The organism is Parasphingopyxis sp. CP4, assembly GCF_013378055.1.
GTDB lineage: Bacteria > Pseudomonadota > Alphaproteobacteria > Sphingomonadales > Sphingomonadaceae > Parasphingopyxis.
Window position 1 is genome coordinate 1,799,383 of the sequence record NZ_CP051130.1, and the last position, 17,792, is coordinate 1,817,174.

18 protein-coding genes are annotated in these 17,792 nt (G+C 59.7%); 15 read left to right on the forward strand and 3 right to left on the reverse strand.

Annotated features, from left to right (window positions below):
* Positions 1–100: 100 nt before the first annotated feature.
* Complete coding sequence (locus HFP51_RS08675) at positions 101–883, forward strand: carbonic anhydrase (protein WP_176875353.1); 783 nt, start codon at positions 101–103, stop codon at positions 881–883.
* Positions 884–1,487: 604 nt separating this feature from the next.
* The gene (locus HFP51_RS08680; protein ID WP_255454615.1) at positions 1,488–2,276 is read left to right on the forward strand and encodes a S1/P1 nuclease; all 789 of its coding nucleotides are present in this window, start codon (positions 1,488–1,490) and stop codon (positions 2,274–2,276) included.
* A gap of 6 nt (positions 2,277–2,282) precedes the next feature.
* On the opposite strand, the gene HFP51_RS08685 is transcribed toward HFP51_RS08680, so the two are convergent.
* Both HFP51_RS08685 and HFP51_RS08690 read right to left on the reverse strand, forming a co-directional pair.
* Complete coding sequence (locus HFP51_RS08685; protein WP_176875354.1) at positions 2,283–2,939, reverse strand: Rieske (2Fe-2S) protein; 657 nt, start codon at positions 2,937–2,939, stop codon at positions 2,283–2,285.
* Entirely contained in the window at positions 2,939–4,078 is a 1,140-nt protein-coding gene (locus HFP51_RS08690) for a PQQ-dependent sugar dehydrogenase (RefSeq protein ID WP_176875355.1), read from the reverse strand. Before HFP51_RS08690 ends, HFP51_RS08685 begins: the two co-directional genes overlap by 1 nt.
* A 213-nt stretch (positions 4,079–4,291) precedes the next feature.
* Here HFP51_RS08690 and rimP point away from each other — a divergent pair, with 213 nt between their 5' ends.
* The 8 genes from rimP (at position 4,292) to HFP51_RS08730 (ending at position 12,405) form a co-directional block, all read left to right on the forward strand.
* Entirely contained in the window at positions 4,292–4,819 is a 528-nt protein-coding gene (gene rimP, locus HFP51_RS08695) for a ribosome maturation protein RimP (protein WP_176875356.1), read from the forward strand.
* A 4-nt stretch (positions 4,820–4,823) separates the two neighbouring features.
* Entirely contained in the window at positions 4,824–6,458 is a 1,635-nt protein-coding gene (gene nusA, locus HFP51_RS08700) for a transcription termination factor NusA (protein WP_176875357.1), read from the forward strand.
* A complete protein-coding gene (locus HFP51_RS08705; protein ID WP_176875358.1) occupies positions 6,445–7,149 on the forward strand; it encodes a DUF448 domain-containing protein in 705 nt (234 codons plus the stop codon). The genes nusA and HFP51_RS08705 overlap by 14 nt, the downstream gene beginning before the upstream one ends.
* Before the next feature lie 23 nt (positions 7,150–7,172).
* Entirely contained in the window at positions 7,173–9,698 is a 2,526-nt protein-coding gene (infB, locus tag HFP51_RS08710; protein ID WP_176875359.1) for a translation initiation factor IF-2, read from the forward strand.
* Between the two features lie 208 nt (positions 9,699–9,906).
* Positions 9,907–10,299 carry a 30S ribosome-binding factor RbfA gene (gene rbfA, locus HFP51_RS08715; protein ID WP_176875360.1) on the forward strand — a complete coding sequence of 131 codons (393 nt, stop codon included), beginning with the start codon at positions 9,907–9,909 and terminating at the stop codon, positions 10,297–10,299.
* A gap of 61 nt (positions 10,300–10,360) precedes the next feature.
* Positions 10,361–11,206 carry an enoyl-CoA hydratase gene (locus HFP51_RS08720; RefSeq protein ID WP_176875361.1) on the forward strand — a complete coding sequence of 282 codons (846 nt, stop codon included), beginning with the start codon at positions 10,361–10,363 and terminating at the stop codon, positions 11,204–11,206.
* Between the two features lie 99 nt (positions 11,207–11,305).
* Positions 11,306–11,788: a DUF2239 family protein gene (locus HFP51_RS08725; RefSeq protein WP_370462909.1), complete on the forward strand. Its 483-nt coding sequence runs from the start codon at positions 11,306–11,308 to the stop codon at positions 11,786–11,788.
* Between the two features lie 38 nt (positions 11,789–11,826).
* Entirely contained in the window at positions 11,827–12,405 is a 579-nt protein-coding gene (locus HFP51_RS08730) for a thymidine kinase (RefSeq protein ID WP_176875363.1), read from the forward strand.
* 55 nt (positions 12,406–12,460) lie between these two features.
* Here the strand turns inward: HFP51_RS08730 and HFP51_RS08735 are convergent, their stop codons facing one another.
* The gene (locus HFP51_RS08735) at positions 12,461–12,883 is read right to left on the reverse strand and encodes an N-acetyltransferase (protein WP_176875364.1); all 423 of its coding nucleotides are present in this window, start codon (positions 12,881–12,883) and stop codon (positions 12,461–12,463) included.
* Between the two features lie 89 nt (positions 12,884–12,972).
* Here HFP51_RS08735 and HFP51_RS08740 point away from each other — a divergent pair, with 89 nt between their 5' ends.
* The 5 genes from HFP51_RS08740 (at position 12,973) to pnp (ending at position 17,745) form a co-directional block, all read left to right on the forward strand.
* Positions 12,973–13,371 (forward strand): DUF6491 family protein, encoded by a 399-nt coding sequence (locus tag HFP51_RS08740; protein WP_176875365.1) that lies wholly within the window; start codon positions 12,973–12,975, stop codon positions 13,369–13,371.
* 59 nt (positions 13,372–13,430) lie between these two features.
* On the forward strand, positions 13,431–13,991 hold the full coding sequence (locus HFP51_RS08745) for a GNAT family N-acetyltransferase (protein WP_176875366.1): 561 nt from the start codon (positions 13,431–13,433) through the stop codon (positions 13,989–13,991).
* The gene (truB, locus tag HFP51_RS08750) at positions 13,973–14,947 is read left to right on the forward strand and encodes a tRNA pseudouridine(55) synthase TruB (protein WP_176875367.1); all 975 of its coding nucleotides are present in this window, start codon (positions 13,973–13,975) and stop codon (positions 14,945–14,947) included. Before HFP51_RS08745 ends, truB begins: the two co-directional genes overlap by 19 nt.
* Before the next feature lie 21 nt (positions 14,948–14,968).
* Positions 14,969–15,238, forward strand: a complete 270-nt coding sequence (gene rpsO, locus HFP51_RS08755; RefSeq protein WP_176875368.1) for a 30S ribosomal protein S15 — start codon at positions 14,969–14,971, stop codon at positions 15,236–15,238.
* A gap of 251 nt (positions 15,239–15,489) precedes the next feature.
* A complete protein-coding gene (gene pnp / locus HFP51_RS08760; RefSeq protein ID WP_176875369.1) occupies positions 15,490–17,745 on the forward strand; it encodes a polyribonucleotide nucleotidyltransferase in 2,256 nt (751 codons plus the stop codon).
* Positions 17,746–17,792 lie beyond the last annotated feature (47 nt).

Below are 17,792 nucleotides of genomic sequence, written 5' to 3' on the forward strand. Positions count from 1 at the left end.
GATAGGCTGTGTCTATGATCATCGTTGAAAACAATCTATTCTGTACACCGCCAAAACAGCCTATGGGAACGGCAGATCATATAATGAGTTGGAGTTTCCGATGCGAATGACAGTTTTGCTCGCGGTCTCGGCCGTCGCGCTCGCCGCCTGCAGCGGCCCCGCCGAACGTGAAACCGGCCCCGACGAAGGCGTCGATGGCGCTGTAGACGACGCCTCCTGGACCTATGACAATTCCGCAGAATGGGGCACGGCCAACGAAGATTATGCGACCTGCGCCACCGGTACCGTCCAGTCGCCGATCAATTTCGTCCGCGCCGATGCGACGGACAGCGAAGACGTATCACTGCAGATCAACTGGCAGAGCGGCCCGATGACGATCGAAGGCGCCGGCTATAACAGCAATGTCGTGGCCCCCGAGGGCGGCTACATCATGCTCGAAGGCGAGCGCTATGATTTCATCCAGGCACATATGCACATGCCGAGCGAATATACGATCGAAGGCGAACAGCCGGCCGGCGATATTCACTTTGTCCATGCCAGCGAAGCGGGTGAACTGGCCGTGATCGGCGTGTTCCTTGCCGAAGGCGAAGCCAATGAAGCGCTCGCCGCTGCGTTCGACGCGTTCAGCACGGATGAAGGCTCCCAGACGCTTGAGGGCGTGACCTTCGATCCGAGCGCAGTGCTTCCCGAAACGCAAAGCTTCTTCCGCTTCCCCGGATCTCTCACCACGCCGCCCTGTAGCGAAGGCGTGAACTGGGTCTTTATGAGCGAGCCTGTGACGATCTCTGCAGAACAGATCACGGCCTATACCGAGCTTTATGGAAATACCGCACGACCCGTGCAGCCGACCGGCGATCGCGAGATCCTGTTCGTCGGCGGATAGTTTGCTCCCGCGGCAATATTAAGGGCTCCAACGGCATTCCCGTGGGGGCCCTTTCTATTTGGGGTGAGGTGCAGTTGATTGAGTTTGTACTCCGGCGTAGGCCGGAGCCCAGTCCGAAAGGTTCCGACTTTCCCGACAGGACAGGCCTAGGCTCCGGCCTGCGCCGGAGCACATAAGGTACCCAGTATATTCTGTTCGTCACCCTGAACTTGTTTCATTTTCCACCGCTCCACAGGCGCGGCCCGTTCATGCTGAGGAGTGGATGCTGAAACAAGTTCAGCATGACGGGGAGCGGATTTTGCGCAACCTGTGCTCCGGCGCAGGCCGGAGCCCAGTCCGAAAGGGGCCGACTTTCCCGACAGGGCAGGCCTAGGCTCCGGCCTGCGCCGGAGCACGTCCAGATACCGTTAGCCCTGAGCCTGTCGAAGGGTGTTTCTCCGCCGATAGACGTACGTCGACAAGCTCAGCTCTAACGACTTTCATGATCGGTTAGAACGACCCCACCATTTCGGACCGCCTTGTCATTGGAAACATCCGGCCACTGATCTAGGATCATTCCCCTGTGACCGCGCGGGCGGGCGCCAACCTTGGGGGGATAGTTCCAGTGCCGAAAATCCTATTGTCATTGCTCGCAACGATCATCGTCGCAGCGCCTATGCCGGCCCAGGCCTGGGGCCAGCTTGGCCATCGCATCATCGGCCAGCTTGCTGACGAGCGTGTGTCCGGGCGGACGCGCGCTGAGATATTGCTGATCCTGGGGGTCGAAGATCTCGCCGAAGCCTCTACCTGGCCCGACGAGGAACGCTCCAATCCCGCCGATTTCTGGCAGAATGACGCGAGCCCCTGGCATTATGTGACGGTTCCGCCAGGAAACAGTTATCCCGATGTCGGCGCGCCGCCCCAAGGCGATGCGGCCTCCGCCCTCACCCAATTTGCCGCCACCGTGCGGGACCGCAGCGCGCCCGCCGAAGATCGGGCGCTGGCGCTGCGCTTCATCATCCATATCGTCGGCGACCTCCATCAGCCGCTCCATGTCGGCAATGGCGCGGATCGCGGCGGCAATGATGAGCAGGTGACCTGGTTCCGCGAGGAGACCAATCTCCACCGGGTCTGGGACACCGACATGATCATGGACAAGAATCTCAGCTATACCGAATATGCGCGCTGGCTTGGCCGGGCGATCGCGCCGCAAACCGAGATTGGCTGGTGGACCGCCGACGCGCTTGTCTGGATCGCCGAAAGCGCCGCGATCCGCCCAACCATCTATCCGGCGGCGGGCGAGACGGACCTGAGCTATGCGTATAACTACCAGAACCTGCCGATCGCCGAACAACGGCTGCAACAGGGCGGGGTCAGGCTTGCCGCCTATCTGGAATGGCTGTTCTCGGAATAATTGGCTTCAGACGGCCCAGCTGCAACTTGCGCCGCTGACGCATTTGCCGGTTTCAATATCGAAGCGATAGCCGTGCCAGGGGCAGGTAATCGTGCCATCGCTATCGGGCTCTGCATCAAGCGGTAGCCCAAGATGCGGACAATAGCGGGCGACTTCCGCTGCGCTGCCATCGGCGCGCGTAACATTGCGCCGCTCGGCCAAAGCTCCCGGTCCGCGAGCCACAGCCTCGGAACGGGCAACCATCATCGCTTCGTCTTCATCATAGAGCATCGCGTAGAGGGTTGGATAATAAGCCGAAAATGCTTCGCGCTGCGGACCATCGGGATCGGGCAGCTGGAAGTCGATATCAACACGGCAGCTATTGGCACCGGTCGCCGTGGCCTGGGTGATGATCCGTCCGACGAGCGTATCGCCGGCATAGCTGTTGGTCGTCCAGATGCCCGCTTCGCGATCAAGCTCGAGATCGATCAGCAATTCACCGCCCTGCGGCGTGCCGACGCGCGCCTGCCAACCGCTGTCCCGCTCCTCGACCAGATCGATCGAGGCAAAGGCGTGGGAATGGACATAGGGCAGATGCTCCCAGTCCAGCGCGTTTTCGAACATCCGTTCCAGGCTGGCGCCCAGATCGCGCTGATATTCGGCAACCGTTGCAAGCGCCGACATTAGCCGCCGGCCGTCAGGCGGATCATCCGGCCATCTTCGCCATCTTCGAGGATCCAGATGGTGCCGTTAGGGCCCTGTTCGATCTCACGGATGCGATTGTCGAAGGTGAAGCGACCGGCTTCACGCGCAGTCTCTCCGTCGATTTCGACATGAATGATCGCGTTGGTTGAAAGCCCCGCAATCAGCAGATCGCCGGTCAGATCGGCAAACATATCGCCCGAATAGAAAATCATACCGCCCGGCGCGATCACCGGAGTCCAGCTGAGATAGGGTGCACGGAACCTGGCATCGGTATCATGGTCGGGGATCGGCCGGCCGTCATAATGTTCGCCATTGGACACCGTTGGCCAGCCATAATTCACACTGCGTTCGATCCGGTTCAGCTCATCGCCGCCAGCCGGGCCATGTTCGACATCCCAAAGCTGGCCCTCAGTGTCGAATGCAAAACCGAGTGGATTGCGATGGCCATAGGACCAGATCTCGGCGGTCATGCCGCCCTGATCGGCAAAGGGATTATCGTCCGGCACGCTGCCGTCAGCATTAAGGCGCACGACGGTACCAAGATTATTGCTGGTATCCTGGGCCGGCTCCAGCTCCTGTCGATCGCCCGATGCAATGAACAGATAGCCCTCCGGACCGAACAGGATGCGATGGCCATAATGGCCGCGCCGCCCGGTCTTGGGGCCCTGGCGCCAGATCACTTCGACATCGTTGAGGCTGGCGCTATCATCGCCGGCCACCACCAATATGCCCCGCGCCACGACCGCAGCGCGTGTTTCGCCATCGCCCGCTTCGGCATAGCTGAAATAGACCATGCCATTTTCGGCAAAGTCGGGATGCAGCGTCACATCGCCAAGGCCGCCCTGCCCGCCATAATCGACGGCCGGAATGCCGCTCACCTCAACCGTCTCCTGATCGGGGCTCCACAAGCGCATCGTGCCGCTCTTCTCGGTCACCAGCGCCCGGCCATCCGGCAGGAAGGCCATCGCCCAGGGCTCGTTAAAGGTCGCGACTTCCTCGACAGAAAAGGTCTCGGTTGCGGCTGCGATGACGGCATCACTCTCTTGCGCCGACACGGTTTCGGCTGCGCTGCAGGCGGCAAGAGCAATAACGGACAGGCTGGCGATATAGGTGCGCATGGCGATCCCCCGGGGAGTGAAGAAAATGGGATTTATTACGTTTCGACCATCTTTATGGTTTCCCTTGCCGGATATCAAACCCCCGCCTATATAGCCCCTGCCTATCTCTACATCGGTAACGTTGCAGAGGCTGGTCCGAAACTTCGGGCCGGCAGCGGCAAGACATATTTGTGCCTGATTGAGACTGGGCCGGAAGAGAGTATCGGAAACCATATGGCGGACATCGCCGCATTGACACGCCTGATCGAACCCGAAGTCGAAAAGCTCGGCTTTGCGCTCGTGCGCGTGAAGATGATGAACGGCGAGGATGGCCCGATCCTGCAGGTCATGGCGGAGCGCGAAGATACGCGCCAGCTGGTGATCGAAGAATGCGCGGCGATTTCCCGTGCGCTTTCCGAAATGCTCGACGAACAGGACCCGATTGATGACGCCTACCGGCTCGAAGTGTCGTCACCGGGGATTGATCGGCCGCTGACCCGGCTCACCGATTTTGACGATTGGGCCGGCCATGAAGCGCGGTTCAACCTGCTCGAACCGGTGATGGGCACGAAACAGTTCAAAGGCGTCCTGAAGGGACGTGAAGGCCAGGCCATTCACGCCGAAGTCCCCGGCAAGGATGACCATATTTTCGATTTTCAGAATATTCATTCGGCCAAGCTGGTATTGACCGACAAACTCATTGCAGAAACCGCTCCACTCTCTACCGACGGCGCGGAAACGATCACGGAAGAAGAAGGATAAAGACATGGCCTCTGCCATTTCCGCCAACAAAGCCGAGCTGCTCGCAATTGCGGACGCCGTTGCGCGCGAGAAGATCATCGACAAGGCGATCGTTATCGAGGCGATGGAAGACGCGATCCAGCGCGCTGCCCGGGCTCGCTATGGCGCCGAGAATGATATTCGCGCCAAGATCGATACCGAAACCGGCGATCTGCGCCTGTGGCGGGTTGTCGAGGTGGTCGAGGAAGTCGAAGATCATTTCAAGCAGGTCGATCTGAAGCAGGGCCAGAAGCTAGAGGATGGCGCGAGCGTTGGCGATTTCATCGTCGATCCGCTGCCGCCAATCGAATTTGGCCGGATCGCGGCCCAGGCTTCGAAGCAGGTGATCTTCCAGAAGGTCCGCGAAGCCGAGCGCGAGCGTCAATATGACGAGTTTAAGGACCGTGCGGGTGAAATCATCACCGGCGTCGTCAAGCGGGTTGAATTTGGCCATGTCGTTGTCGATCTCGGCCGCGCAGAAGGCGTTATCCGCCGCGATGCGCAGATCCCGCGCGAAATCGTTCGTGTCGGCGATCGCATCCGTTCGCTGATCCTCAAGGTGGTACGCGAAAATCGCGGGCCGCAAATCTTCCTGTCGCGCGCGCATCCCGATTTCATGCGCAAGCTGTTCGCCCAGGAAGTCCCCGAAATCTATGACGGCATTATCGAGATCAAGGCTGCGGCCCGTGATCCGGGAAGCCGCGCCAAGATCGGCGTGATCAGCCATGACGGCTCGATCGATCCGGTCGGCGCCTGTGTCGGCATGAAGGGTAGCCGCGTCCAGGCGGTCGTTCAGGAAATGCATGGCGAGAAGATCGACATCATTCCCTGGTCAGACGATCTTGCGACCTTTGTCGTCAACGCGCTGCAGCCGGCATCGGTAAGCCGCGTTGTGCTCGACGAAGAAGAAGAGCGGATCGAAGTTGTCGTTCCCGACGATCAGCTGAGCCTGGCAATTGGTCGGCGCGGGCAGAATGTCCGGCTTGCCTCGCAGCTCACTGGATCAGCCATCGACATTATGACCGAGGATGAATCGAACGAGAAGCGCCAGGCAGAATTCATGCAGCGCTCCGACATGTTCCAGGCGGAGCTCGATGTTGACGAAACGCTCTCGCAGCTGCTCGTCGCCGAAGGCTTTAGCGAGCTTGAGGAAGTCGCCTATGTCGATCCGGCCGAAATCGCCGCGATTGAAGGGCTGGACGAAGAGATTGCCGGTGAATTGCAGTCGCGTGCTGTCGAAGCGCTTGAAAAGCGTGAAGAAGCGGCCCGCAACCGCCGCAAGGAGCTGGGTGTCGAAGACGATCTGGTCGACATGCCCTATCTTACCGAAGCCATGCTGGTGACGCTCGGCGAAGCGGGCATCAAGACGCTCGACGATCTTGCTGACCTCGCCACCGATGAGCTGATCGAGAAGAAGCGCGTCGAACAGCGCCGCCGCGATCAGGCCGCACCGGCCCGGGCGCAGCCCAAGGGCGGCGTGCTCGGCGAATATGGCTTCACCGAGGAACAAGGCAACGAGATCATCATGGCCGCGCGTGCCCATTGGTTCGAAGACGAAGACGAACCGGCTGCACCCGCAGAGGCTTCCGAGGAGGACGCAGCTGCGGATGACGACCAATGAGACCGCGGACGGCCTGAAGCCGAAGCAGCGCAAGCCGCATGAGCCTGAAAGGAAATGCATCCTTTCGGGCGAGGCGGACGCGAGCGCATCGCTGATCCGGCTGGCGCTCTCTCCTGATGGCGATATCCTGCCCGATGTCCGCGCCAAGGCGCCGGGCCGCGGCGCATGGATTTCTCCGGATCGTGAGGCGCTGACCGCTGCGCTCGCCAATGGCAAGCTCAAGGGCGCCCTCGCCCGGGCATTCAAGACCGGTGCCTTTGCGATACCTGATGATCTTGTCGGACGTATCGACGCTGCTCTGGCTCGCAATGCGCTGGACCGGCTGGGCCTTGAAGCCCGCAGCGGCTGTTTGCAGACCGGCTCGGAAAAACTGCAAAATGCAGCCCGCTCCGGCAAGGTCGAATTGCTGATGCATGCGTCCGATGCGGCCGAGGATGGACGGCGCAAGCTGGATCAGGCCTGGCGGGTCGGAATGGATGAAGAAGGCAGTGACCGGCGGGGGCTGGTTATTCCGGCTGATCGTACCATATTGGGCGAGGCGCTGGGCCGCGAAAATACTGTACATATCGCGGTTGTGGACGAACGGGCTGCAATACGTGTATCAGGCGCACTCTCGCGCTGGATGGAATTTTCTGGATCGAATGGCACGAACGGTCCCGGCGGGCGAGACTCGCTGGAACCGAACGATTAAGAGTTGGAAGACAAAGGCTTAGAATGAGCGACGATAACAAGAAGACACTTGGCACCCGGACCCTCGGCGTAAAGCGCACCGTTGAGGGCAAGGTCCAGCAGCAGTTCAGCCATGGGCGGAAGAACACCGTCGTGGTTGAACGCAAGAAACGTCGCGTGCTCACCAAGCCGGGCGAAACCCCTGCCCCTGCACCGGTTGAAGAGGCGGCAGAAGCCCCGGCGCCACCGCCGGCAGAGCCTGAAGCACCGCCGCCGCCAGCCGCCAAAAAGACCAGCGAGGCCGACGAAACGCTGAGCCGCAAGGAAAAGCAGGAAAAACTGCTGCGCGAAGCCGAAGAAGCCCGCCTTTCCCAACTCGAAGACGCCCGCCGTCGCGAGGACGACGCCAAGAAACAGGCGACTCAGGAAGAAGCCAAACGCGCCGAAGAAAATCGCGCTGAAGAAAGCCGCAAGGCCGAGGAAGCAGCGGAAGAAGCAGCGGCTGCACCAGTTGAAGAAGAAGCCGCCGATCCTGCTGCGCCGGACGATCCCGGCGGACCGCAACTCGACCCGAACAAACCGGCACCGCGTGCCTTCACGCCGGTAGCCAAGCCGAAACGGGCCGAAAAGAAGAAAGAAGACAAGGGCAAACCGAAGCGCGGCGACAAGCGCAAGGAACGCTCCAAGCTTACCGTCAACCGCGCTTTGCGCGATGGCGATGGCAGCCCGCGATCCCGCTCACTCGCAGCGCTCAAGCGTGCGCGTGAAAAGGACAAGGAAAAACGCGCGCATGCCGATGACCAGCCACAGGTCAAGAAAGCACGTGATGTTACCGTGCCTGAAGCGATCACCGTGGGCGAACTCGCAAAGCGGATGGAAGAACGCGGCGCCGATCTCGTCAAATCACTGTTCAAGATGGGCATGGCCGTTACCGTCAATCAGACGATAGACCAGGACACGGCTGAGCTGCTCGTCACCGAATTTGGCCATAATATTCAGCGTGTTTCTGAGTCCGATGTCGAACTCGGCATGGAAGGCGATGAAGATAAGCCGGAAGATCTGAAGCCGCGGCCGCCGGTCGTTACGGTTATGGGCCATGTCGATCACGGCAAGACCAGTGTGCTTGATGCGCTGCGCGGCAGTGAAGTCGTATCGGGTGAAGCCGGTGGGATAACCCAGCATATCGGCGCCTATCAGGTCACGACCAAGGGCGGTCAGGAAGTCACCTTCCTCGATACGCCGGGCCATGCTGCCTTTACCGAAATGCGCGCCCGCGGCGCCAATGTCACGGATATCGTAATCCTGGTGGTGGCCGCTGATGACGGCATCATGCCGCAGACGATCGAAGCGATAAATCACACCAAGGCCGCCGAAGTCCCGATGATCGTCGCGATCAACAAGATGGACGTCGAAGGCGCCAACCCACAAAAAGTGCGCGAACGTCTGCTCGAGCATGAAGTGATGGTCGAAGCGATGTCCGGCGATGTGCAGGATGTCGAGATCTCTGCGCTCAAGGGCGATGGACTGGACGATCTCACCGAGAAAATCCTGCTTCAAGCCGAACTGCTCGAGCTCAAGGCCAATCCCGATCGCCAGGCAGAAGCCACCGTTGTCGAAGCCAAGCTCGACAAGGGTCGCGGCCCGGTTGCCACCGTCCTCGTCAATCGCGGTACGCTGCGCACCGGCGATATTTTCGTGGTCGGCGCGGAAAGCGGCAAGGTCCGCGCGATGGTCAACGACAAGGGTAAGCAGGTGAAGGAAGCCGGACCATCGGTTCCGGTCGAAGTTCTCGGCCTGTCCGGCGTCCCGCGTGCCGGCGATCCGCTGACCGTGGTGGAAGACGAAGGGCGTGCCCGCGAAGTCGCCGAATATCGGCAGGACGTCATCGATCGTGCGCGCACGACGCAAACACCGACCAGTGTCGAGAATATGTTCTCGGCAATGGGCGAGAAGCAGGCGATCGAATTCCCGCTCGTCATCAAGGGTGATGTACAAGGTTCAGTGGAAGCAATTATCAGTTCGCTCGAGCAGATTTCGACCGAAGATATCCGGGTCCGCGTCCTGCATTCCGGCGTCGGTGGTATCACCGAAAGCGATGTGACGCTGGCCGCTGCATCCGGCGCGCCGATCATCGGTTTTAACGTCCGCGGCAATGCGAAAGCCCGCGAGATCGCCAAGCGCGATGGCGTGGAAATGCGCTACTATGATATCATCTATAATCTGCTCGACGAGATCAGAGCCGAAATGGCTGGCGAACTCGGCCCCGAGCGGATCGAAAATGTCGTGGGTCGCGCGGATATCAAAGAAGTCTTCCCGGCCGGCAAGAAAGACAAGGCCGCTGGCCTGCTGGTTACCGAAGGCTTTATCCGCAAGGGCCTCAACACGCGTCTGATGCGCGACGATGTGATCGTCAGCGCCACGAAGATCGCCTCGCTGCGGCGTTTCAAGGATGATGTCGACGAAGTGCGTTCGGGTCTTGAGTGCGGTGTCGTGCTCGAAGAGACCAATGACGTGAAGCCTGGTGACACACTCGAAGTGTTCGAAGTCGAGGAAAAAGAACGGACATTGTAGTGACTTGGGAAACCGCCTAAGCTCATCGCTCCATTCTTGGGGAGAGATTCGATGGGCGACAAAAAAGGCGGCGACAAAGGCAAGCCAGGCAATAAAGGTGGTGACAAAGGCGGCGACAAGAAGCCGTCTGACAACTCCAAAAAGAAATAGGCTGCGCCTGACGCCATGAACGGTGGTTCCGGCGCAAGGCGGAACGGCGAAACGAGACGTGGCTAATAATTCTGACGATACCCAATCCGTGCGCTTGCTGCGCGTCGGCGAACGCGTGCGTCATGTGCTGTCCGAGGTATTGAGCCGCGGCGATGTGCATGACGACGTGCTGGCAACGCATATGGTCAGCATCACCGAAGTCCGCATGTCACCGGACCTCAAACATGCCACGGTTTTCGTGAAGCCATTGCTCGGTGGCGACGAAGAAGAAGTGCTCGCCGCGCTCAAGCGCAATGTCCGCTATCTGCGCGGCGAAGTATCCCGCCGGGTGAACACAAAATATGCCGCAGCACTGAAATTCATTCTCGACGAAAGCTTCGACGAGGGCGGCAAGATCGATACGCTACTGCGCGACCCCAAAATCGCACGGGACCTGTCCGAAGAGGAATAGGTGCCCCCTTCCCAATCTGCTATCCGAATCGCTGCGCATAGGCGCGCACAGGGAGAGTGGGATGGAATTCGAGCGGATACGCTATGATCAACCGGCCGAGCATATCGCCCGGATCACGCTAAATCGTGCGGACAAGGCGAATGCCCAGGACGCGAAGATGCTCTACGAAATCGATCGCGCGCTCACCCAGGCTGCGCAGGATGATGCGATCCGCTGCATCATGATCGCCGCCGAGGGCAAGAATTTCTCCGCTGGCCATGACCTGAAAGACAGGGAAACACCCGCCGATCATGATCCGGTGACGCTTTGGGCCGGGTTCGATGAGCCGGGCCAGGCCGGCCAGATGAGCACCGAGCATGAAATGTATCTTGGCCTGTGCTGGCGCTGGCGAAACCTTCCCAAGCCGACCATCGTCCAGGTACAGGGCCAGTGTATCGCCGGCGGGCTGATGCTGGTCTGGCCATTCGACATTGTGATCGCGAGCGAGGATGCGCAATTCTCCGATCCGGTCGTCGCCTTTGGCGTGAACGGCCATGAATATTTCACCCATGTCTGGGAAGTCGGCCATCGCAAGGCCAAGGAGATGCTGTTCACCGGCGCCAGTTTCACCGCCGAAGAGTGCCGCGAGCTCGGTATGGTCAATCATGTCGTGGCGCGCGACGAACTCGATGATTTCACTCTCACCATGGCCAAGCGCATTGCAAAACGGCCGATGATCGGACTGCGGCTTGCCAAGCTGGCCTGCAACCAGAGCCTCGATGCGCAGGGCCAATGGACGGCGATCCAGGCAGCAATGGGCTGGCAACAGGTCGGCCATGCCAATGCGCGGATCAATTTCGGTCGGCCGATTGACCCGGCCGGTGTCGAGGCGATCCGCTCCGACATGCAGGAATCCAAGGGAAAATAGCCGCTTGAGTATTTTTACCCGGGTATATTGACTCTATTTTTACCCCGGCATAAATAGCCCATCCCTTTGGAGGCTATGATGACAAGCTATACTGCATTTGTGACCGAGAACTGGCTCGCCACGGGTTCGCGCAACCATATCGTTGAAACCCTGCGGGACCTGCCGGATGTCGCGCGATCATCCGACATTTTGGTGTTCGACGATGAAACCGGTCAGCAAATCGATTTCGATCTGCGAGCGCTGGAGGTTGAGCCACCGAAACGCGGGCGTCCGAAACTTGGTGTCACCTCGAAAGAAGTGACTTTGCTGCCGCGCCATTGGGAATGGCTGGCCCGGCAACCCGGCGGCGCATCGGCAACCTTGCGCAAATTGGTCGACACGGCCCGCAAAGCGGGATCCTCCGATCGGGAAAAACGCGACGCGGCCTATCATTTCCTCAGCGCTATGGCCGGTGACTATCCGCATTTCGAAGATGCGATCCGGGCGCTCTATGCCAATGATCAATCGCGGTTCGAAACGCTAACGGCTGACTGGCCGGTTGCGGTGCGCGAGCACGGATTGAATCTCGCCTGGGGGGAATAGACTTGGCGGCTGCGACCATCCGGCGCTAGGCTGGGGCAATGGCCAAGCTCTATTTCTACTATGCATCGATGAACGCGGGAAAATCGTCCACCCTGCTCCAGGCTGCGTTCAACTATGGCGAGCGCGGCATGAAGGTGATGCTATGGACGGCGGCGCTCGATAACCGGCCAGGCTTTGGCGCGATCAGCTCGCGCATCGGCCTGCACAGCGATGCGCATCGCTATGACGGATCGAGCAAGATCGAAGAGGCAGTGCTGGCCGAGCATCGCGAAAACCCTCTCGCCTGTGTGTTGATCGACGAGGCGCAGTTCCTGACCAAGGACCAGGTCTGGCAATGTGCGCGGCTCGCCGACCGATGGAACATCCCGGTGCTGGCCTATGGCTTGCGAACCGATTTCCAGGGCGAATTGTTCGAAGGCTCGGCGACATTGCTCGCGCTGGCGGACTCGCTGGTCGAGCTGAAAGCGGTCTGCGATTGCGGGAGGAAAGCGACGATGAACCTGCGGATCGACGAACAAGGCCGGGCGGTCAAAGCCGGCGAGCAGACCGAAATTGGCGGCAATGACCGCTATATCGCACTGTGCCGTAGACACTTTATGGAACGGCTGGACGTTTAGAGGGTCTGTTTGTCAGAACATTGCTCTCACAATGTCGCGGTGCCGGCCCGCTCCCTCAACAATAAAATTCGTACCAGACGCTTTTCTGGCGGTTATGGGCGGTGCGTTCGTAGAGCGCCCGCGCGCCCTTATTGTCTTTCTCGGTGATCAGCCAATATTCAGCGATCCCGCGGCGCTTTCCCTCCGCACCAACCGACTGCATCAGCGCGCTGGCAACCCCTTTGCGGCGCCAGTCCTTTGCGACGTCGATCTCTTCGATATAGATCTCGCTCGGCTTTTCCGGGAAATGGAAGACATAGGAAATCGCCTTGCCGACCACCTGGCCTCCTCCCACCGCAACGATCAGAAATTGCTGGGAATTTTCAAGGCATGTGACGAGGAAATCTTCGCGCACCGGCGCCTCGAAGACCCCCGGCGCGATATCGTTCAGCAAGCTGGCATTATCCGCGCCAATCACATGACATTCAAAATCGGCCATGACACGCTCCTTCTTTGGAAATCAGTCTATCACGGCTGGGCAAAAATTCTCAGCTTTTGTTCAGGCTTGTCGGATTAGGAATCATGCGCATGAAACAGATAGTCACCCTCGCGCTTCTCACCGGCCTTGCCGCGCCCGCCCTCGCCTTCGATCATCACGAAGCCGCTGAGGGTAGTGAAGCGGCCGAGCCCGAACAGACCCATATCCCCTTTGCCAATCGATCGATCCGCAACTGGCGCGTGCCGGAACGCGATGTGTTGCTGATCGAAGCCAATCATGGACGCTGGTACCGCGCCGAGTTCACCAATCGCTGCCCAGGCCTGCGCTTTACCGAGACGCTGGGCTTCGACACCGGCGGGACGTCGCGTTTCGATCGGTTCAGCCGCGTGATCACCCGCGACGGACCCTGCTTTGTGAGCAGCCTGGTTGCGATCCCCGATCCGGACGAAGAAGAGGAAGCAGCCGAGGCGGACGCCGCCGCCGAATAATCCCTTCGGTGCCGTAACGTCGCCGCGAGCCGGCCATATTCCGCTGCCATCCGGCACGCATGACAGATCCTGCCCAACCGCTCGCTCAGCCCCTGGCCGATGGCGATGTCCGCCTTGAACTGCGCAGCGAATCGCATCGTGAAGGGTTGCGCGCGGCGTGCGCCAAGGATCCGGACATCTGGACCATCTATCCCTTTTCGATGCTGGACGAGCATTTCGATCGCGGCTTTGACATGATCGGCGCGCTGGCGACCGCGAAAAACTGGACCAACTATGCGATCCTCAACGGCGATACCGTGGTTGGCATGACGAACTATATAAACGCCGACCCGATGAACCATGTCGTCGAAATTGGCGGGACCTATATCGCGCCGGAGGTCCGCGGCGGGCCGTTCAACCGGGCAATGAAGGTCCTGCTGATCGATCACGCGATCGCCTGTGGCTATACCCGCATCGAGTTTCGCGTCGACACCCGCAATGCGCGCTCCATGGCCGCTGTCCTGAAGCTGGGCGCGACCCATGAAGGCACGCTCCGCAAAAACCGCATCACCTGGACAGGCCATGTTCGCGATACGGCGGTTTTCGGGCTATTGGCAGACGAATGGCAGAGCCAGACCTAACCCCCAAACTCCACGGCTGGATCATTCTCGATAAGCCGCTCGGTATCGGTTCGACGCCCTGTGTGTCGGCGGTGAAGCGGGCGTTGCGCGAGGGCGGCTATGCCAAGGTGAAGGTCGGCCATGGCGGGACGCTGGATCCGCTCGCCACCGGCGTGCTGCCGATCGCGCTTGGCGAAGCGACCAAGCTGGCCGGGCGAATGCTCGATAGCAACAAGAATTACGACTTCACGATCCAGTTCGGCGCGGAGACGGATACGCTGGACGCGGAGGGCGCGGTCACTGAACAGTCAGACCATCGCCCATCCCTCGCAGAGCTCAAGGCCATCCTTCCGCAATTCACCGGTCCAATCGAGCAGATCCCGCCCAAATATTCCGCGCTCAAGATTGACGGCAAACCCGCTTATGCCCGCGCCCGCGCCGGCGAAGATGTGGAAATGAAGATGCGGGCCGTAACGATCCATGCGCTTTGCCATTCCCGCGCAGGCGGGAATCCAGAGCTGCAGGACACATCGTCAGCGGACCCAGATCCCCGCCTGCCCGGGGATGACCTGATGCAGCAGGTCACCCTCACCGCCCATGTTTCGAAGGGCACCTATATCCGCTCGCTTGCCCGCGATATTGCGCGCGCCTTGAACACGGTTGGACATGTCACTATGTTGCACCGCAGCAAGGCTGGGCCCTTTTCGCTGAAAAGCGCGATTTCGCTGGACAAACTGGACGAACTCGCTAAGACGCGCTCCCTTGAACAGGCACTCTTGCCATTGGCGGCAGGGCTGGACGACATCCCGGCTCTTTCCGTCACTCCCGATCAGGCAAGGCAGCTCCGCAAGGGGCAGCGAACGACCGGGAATTCCGCCACTGCCGGGCTTTATCTTGCAACCGACCAGTCTGTTCCGGTTGCCCTCGTCGAATGTGACGGGATCGAGCTGAAGGTCGTGCGGGGATTTAACTTATGATGTTTTGAAAGGAATGATGCGATGTCGATTACTGCCGAACGCAAGGCTGAAGTGATCAAAGAAAATGCACGGGAAGACGGCGATACCGGTTCCCCAGAAGTCCAGGTCGCGATCCTCACCGAACGGATCACCAACCTGACCGACCATTTTAAAGGCCACCATAAAGACCATCACTCGCGCCGCGGGCTGCTGATGCTGGTCAACAAGCGCCGCAACTTGCTCAGTTATCTGCGCAACAAGGATGAAGGTCGCTATCAAGACCTCATCAAGAAGCTCGGCCTTCGTAAATAATTTGGGGAACGGCTCCGTTTGCGGGGCCGTTTTCATATGGAGGATGGTTTCATCCCCCTCCCGTTAGCCCTGAGCATGTCGAAGGGCGCTTATCAGTCAGAGAAACGGGCTTTGACAGGCTCAGTCCTTACGGTCTGTGTCTAAACAAAAGACAGGAGCAATAAGGCTCCACACAGGCGGACAATTCGGTCCGCAATTTTAGCGATAGCCCGCATAGGGCGGGTCTTCGCAAGGAAAGTGAAGAAGAAAAGATGTTTGACGTAAAGAAAGTCGAAACAGAATGGGGCGGCCAGAAGCTGACCCTCGAAACGGGCCGTGTGGCCCGCCAAGCCGACGGCGCGGTTCTCGCGCAGCTCGGCGACACGGTGGTGCTGTGCGCAGTCACCGCTGCCAAATCAGTGCGCGAAGGGCAGGATTTCTTCCCGCTCACCGTTCACTATCAGGAAAAATACTCGGCCGCCGGACGCATTCCGGGCGGCTTCTTCAAGCGTGAAGGCCGCGCTACGGAAAAAGAAACGCTGACCTGCCGTCTTATTGACCGCCCGGTTCGCCCGCTTTTCCCAGAAGGCTTTTACAACGAGATCAACGTGATCGCGCAGGTTCTCTCCTATGATGGCGTGAATGAGCCCGATATTCTGGCCCTGGTTGCTGCCTCGGCAGCGCTGACCATTTCCGGCCTGCCCTTCATGGGTCCGATCGCCGCTGCGCGCGTTGGCTATAAGGATGGCGAATATCAGCTCAACCCGAGCATGGACGAAGTCGCCGAAGGCGAACTCGATCTCGTGGTTGCCGGCACGCAGAACGCCGTTCTGATGGTTGAATCCGAAGCCAAAGAGCTTCCGGAAGATGTCATGCTGGGCGCTGTCATGTTCGCCCATGAAGAATCCAAGCCGATTATCGATGCGATTATCTCGCTCGCTGAACAGGCTGCCAAGGATCCGTGGGAACTCGCTCCGGCCGATGACCAGGACGGCATGAAGCAGCAGCTTCGCGATCTGGTTGGCGGCGATATCGCCGCTGCCTACAAGCTGACCGACAAGTCGGAACGCTCGGACGCGCTCAACGCAGCCCGCGACAAGGCGAAGGAAGCCTTTGCCGAGGAAGATGGCCAAACGCAGATGACTGCCGGCAAGGTCGTCAAGAAGCTTGAAGCCGAAATCGTTCGCGGTGCGATCATCAAGGATGGTAGCCGGATCGACGGTCGTAAGCTCGACGAAGTTCGCCCGATCGAAGCGATGGTGCACTTCCTGCCCCGTACGCATGGTTCGGCGCTGTTCACCCGTGGTGAAACCCAGGCGATCGTTACGACGACGCTGGGCACCAAGGATGCAGAGCAGATGATCGACGGCCTGAACGGCCTCTCCTATTCGCCGTTCATGCTCCACTATAACTTCCCGCCCTATTCGGTCGGCGAAGTGGGTCGTTTCGGCTTTACCAGCCGCCGCGAGACCGGCCATGGCAAGCTCGCATGGCGCGCGCTCCATCCGGTCCTGCCGGATGCGGAAGAATTTCCGTATACGATCCGTGTGCTGTCCGACATCACCGAGTCCAACGGCTCCTCCTCGATGGCCACCGTCTGCGGCGGCAGCCTCGCGATGATGGATGCCGGTGTTCCGCTGAAGCGGCCGGTATCGGGCATCGCAATGGGCCTGATTCTCGAAGGTGACGACTTTGCTGTCCTGTCCGACATTCTCGGTGACGAGGATCATCTCGGCGATATGGACTTCAAGGTTGCCGGTACCGAAAAGGGTATCACCTCGCTCCAGATGGACATCAAGATCGCCGGTATCACCGAAGAGATCATGAAGTCCGCCCTGGAACAGGCCAATGGCGGCCGCGCCCACATCCTGGGTGAGATGTCCAAGGCTCTCGACACCACGCGCACCGAACTTTCGGACTTTGCGCCGCGGATCGAAACGATGCAGATCGACAAAGAGAAGATCCGCGACGTTATCGGTACGGGCGGCAAGGTGATCCGTGAGATCGTCGCTGAAACCGGTGCCAAGGTCGATATCGACGATGAAGGCGTAATCAAGCTCTCCTCGTCCGACATCAATGAAATCGAAGCCGCTCGCAAGTGGATCGAAGGCATTGTTGAAGAACCGGAAGTCGGCAAGATTTATGACGGCAAGGTCGTCAACATCGTCGATTTCGGCGCGTTCGTGAATTTCATGGGTCAGAAGGACGGCCTCGTCCATGTCTCTGAAATCAAGAATGAGCGCGTCGAGAAAGTGACCGACGAACTGTCCGAAGGGCAGGAAGTGAAGGTCAAGGTTCTCGAAGTCGATGGTCGCGGCAAGGTCCGCCTGTCGATGCGCGTTGTCGATCAGGAAACCGGCGAAGAGCTGGAAGATACCCGCCCAGCGCGTGAACCGCGTGGCGACAAGGGTGGTCGTGGTCGCGGTGGACGTGGTCGTGGCCCGCGCCGTGATCGGGGCGATCGCAACGAAAAGAGTGAAGACAAGGGCGGCGAAGGTGAGCTGCCTGAGTTCATCACCAAAGACTAATTACCGTCCAACGGTAATCGGAGAAGGGGCTCGCTTGCGGGCCCCTT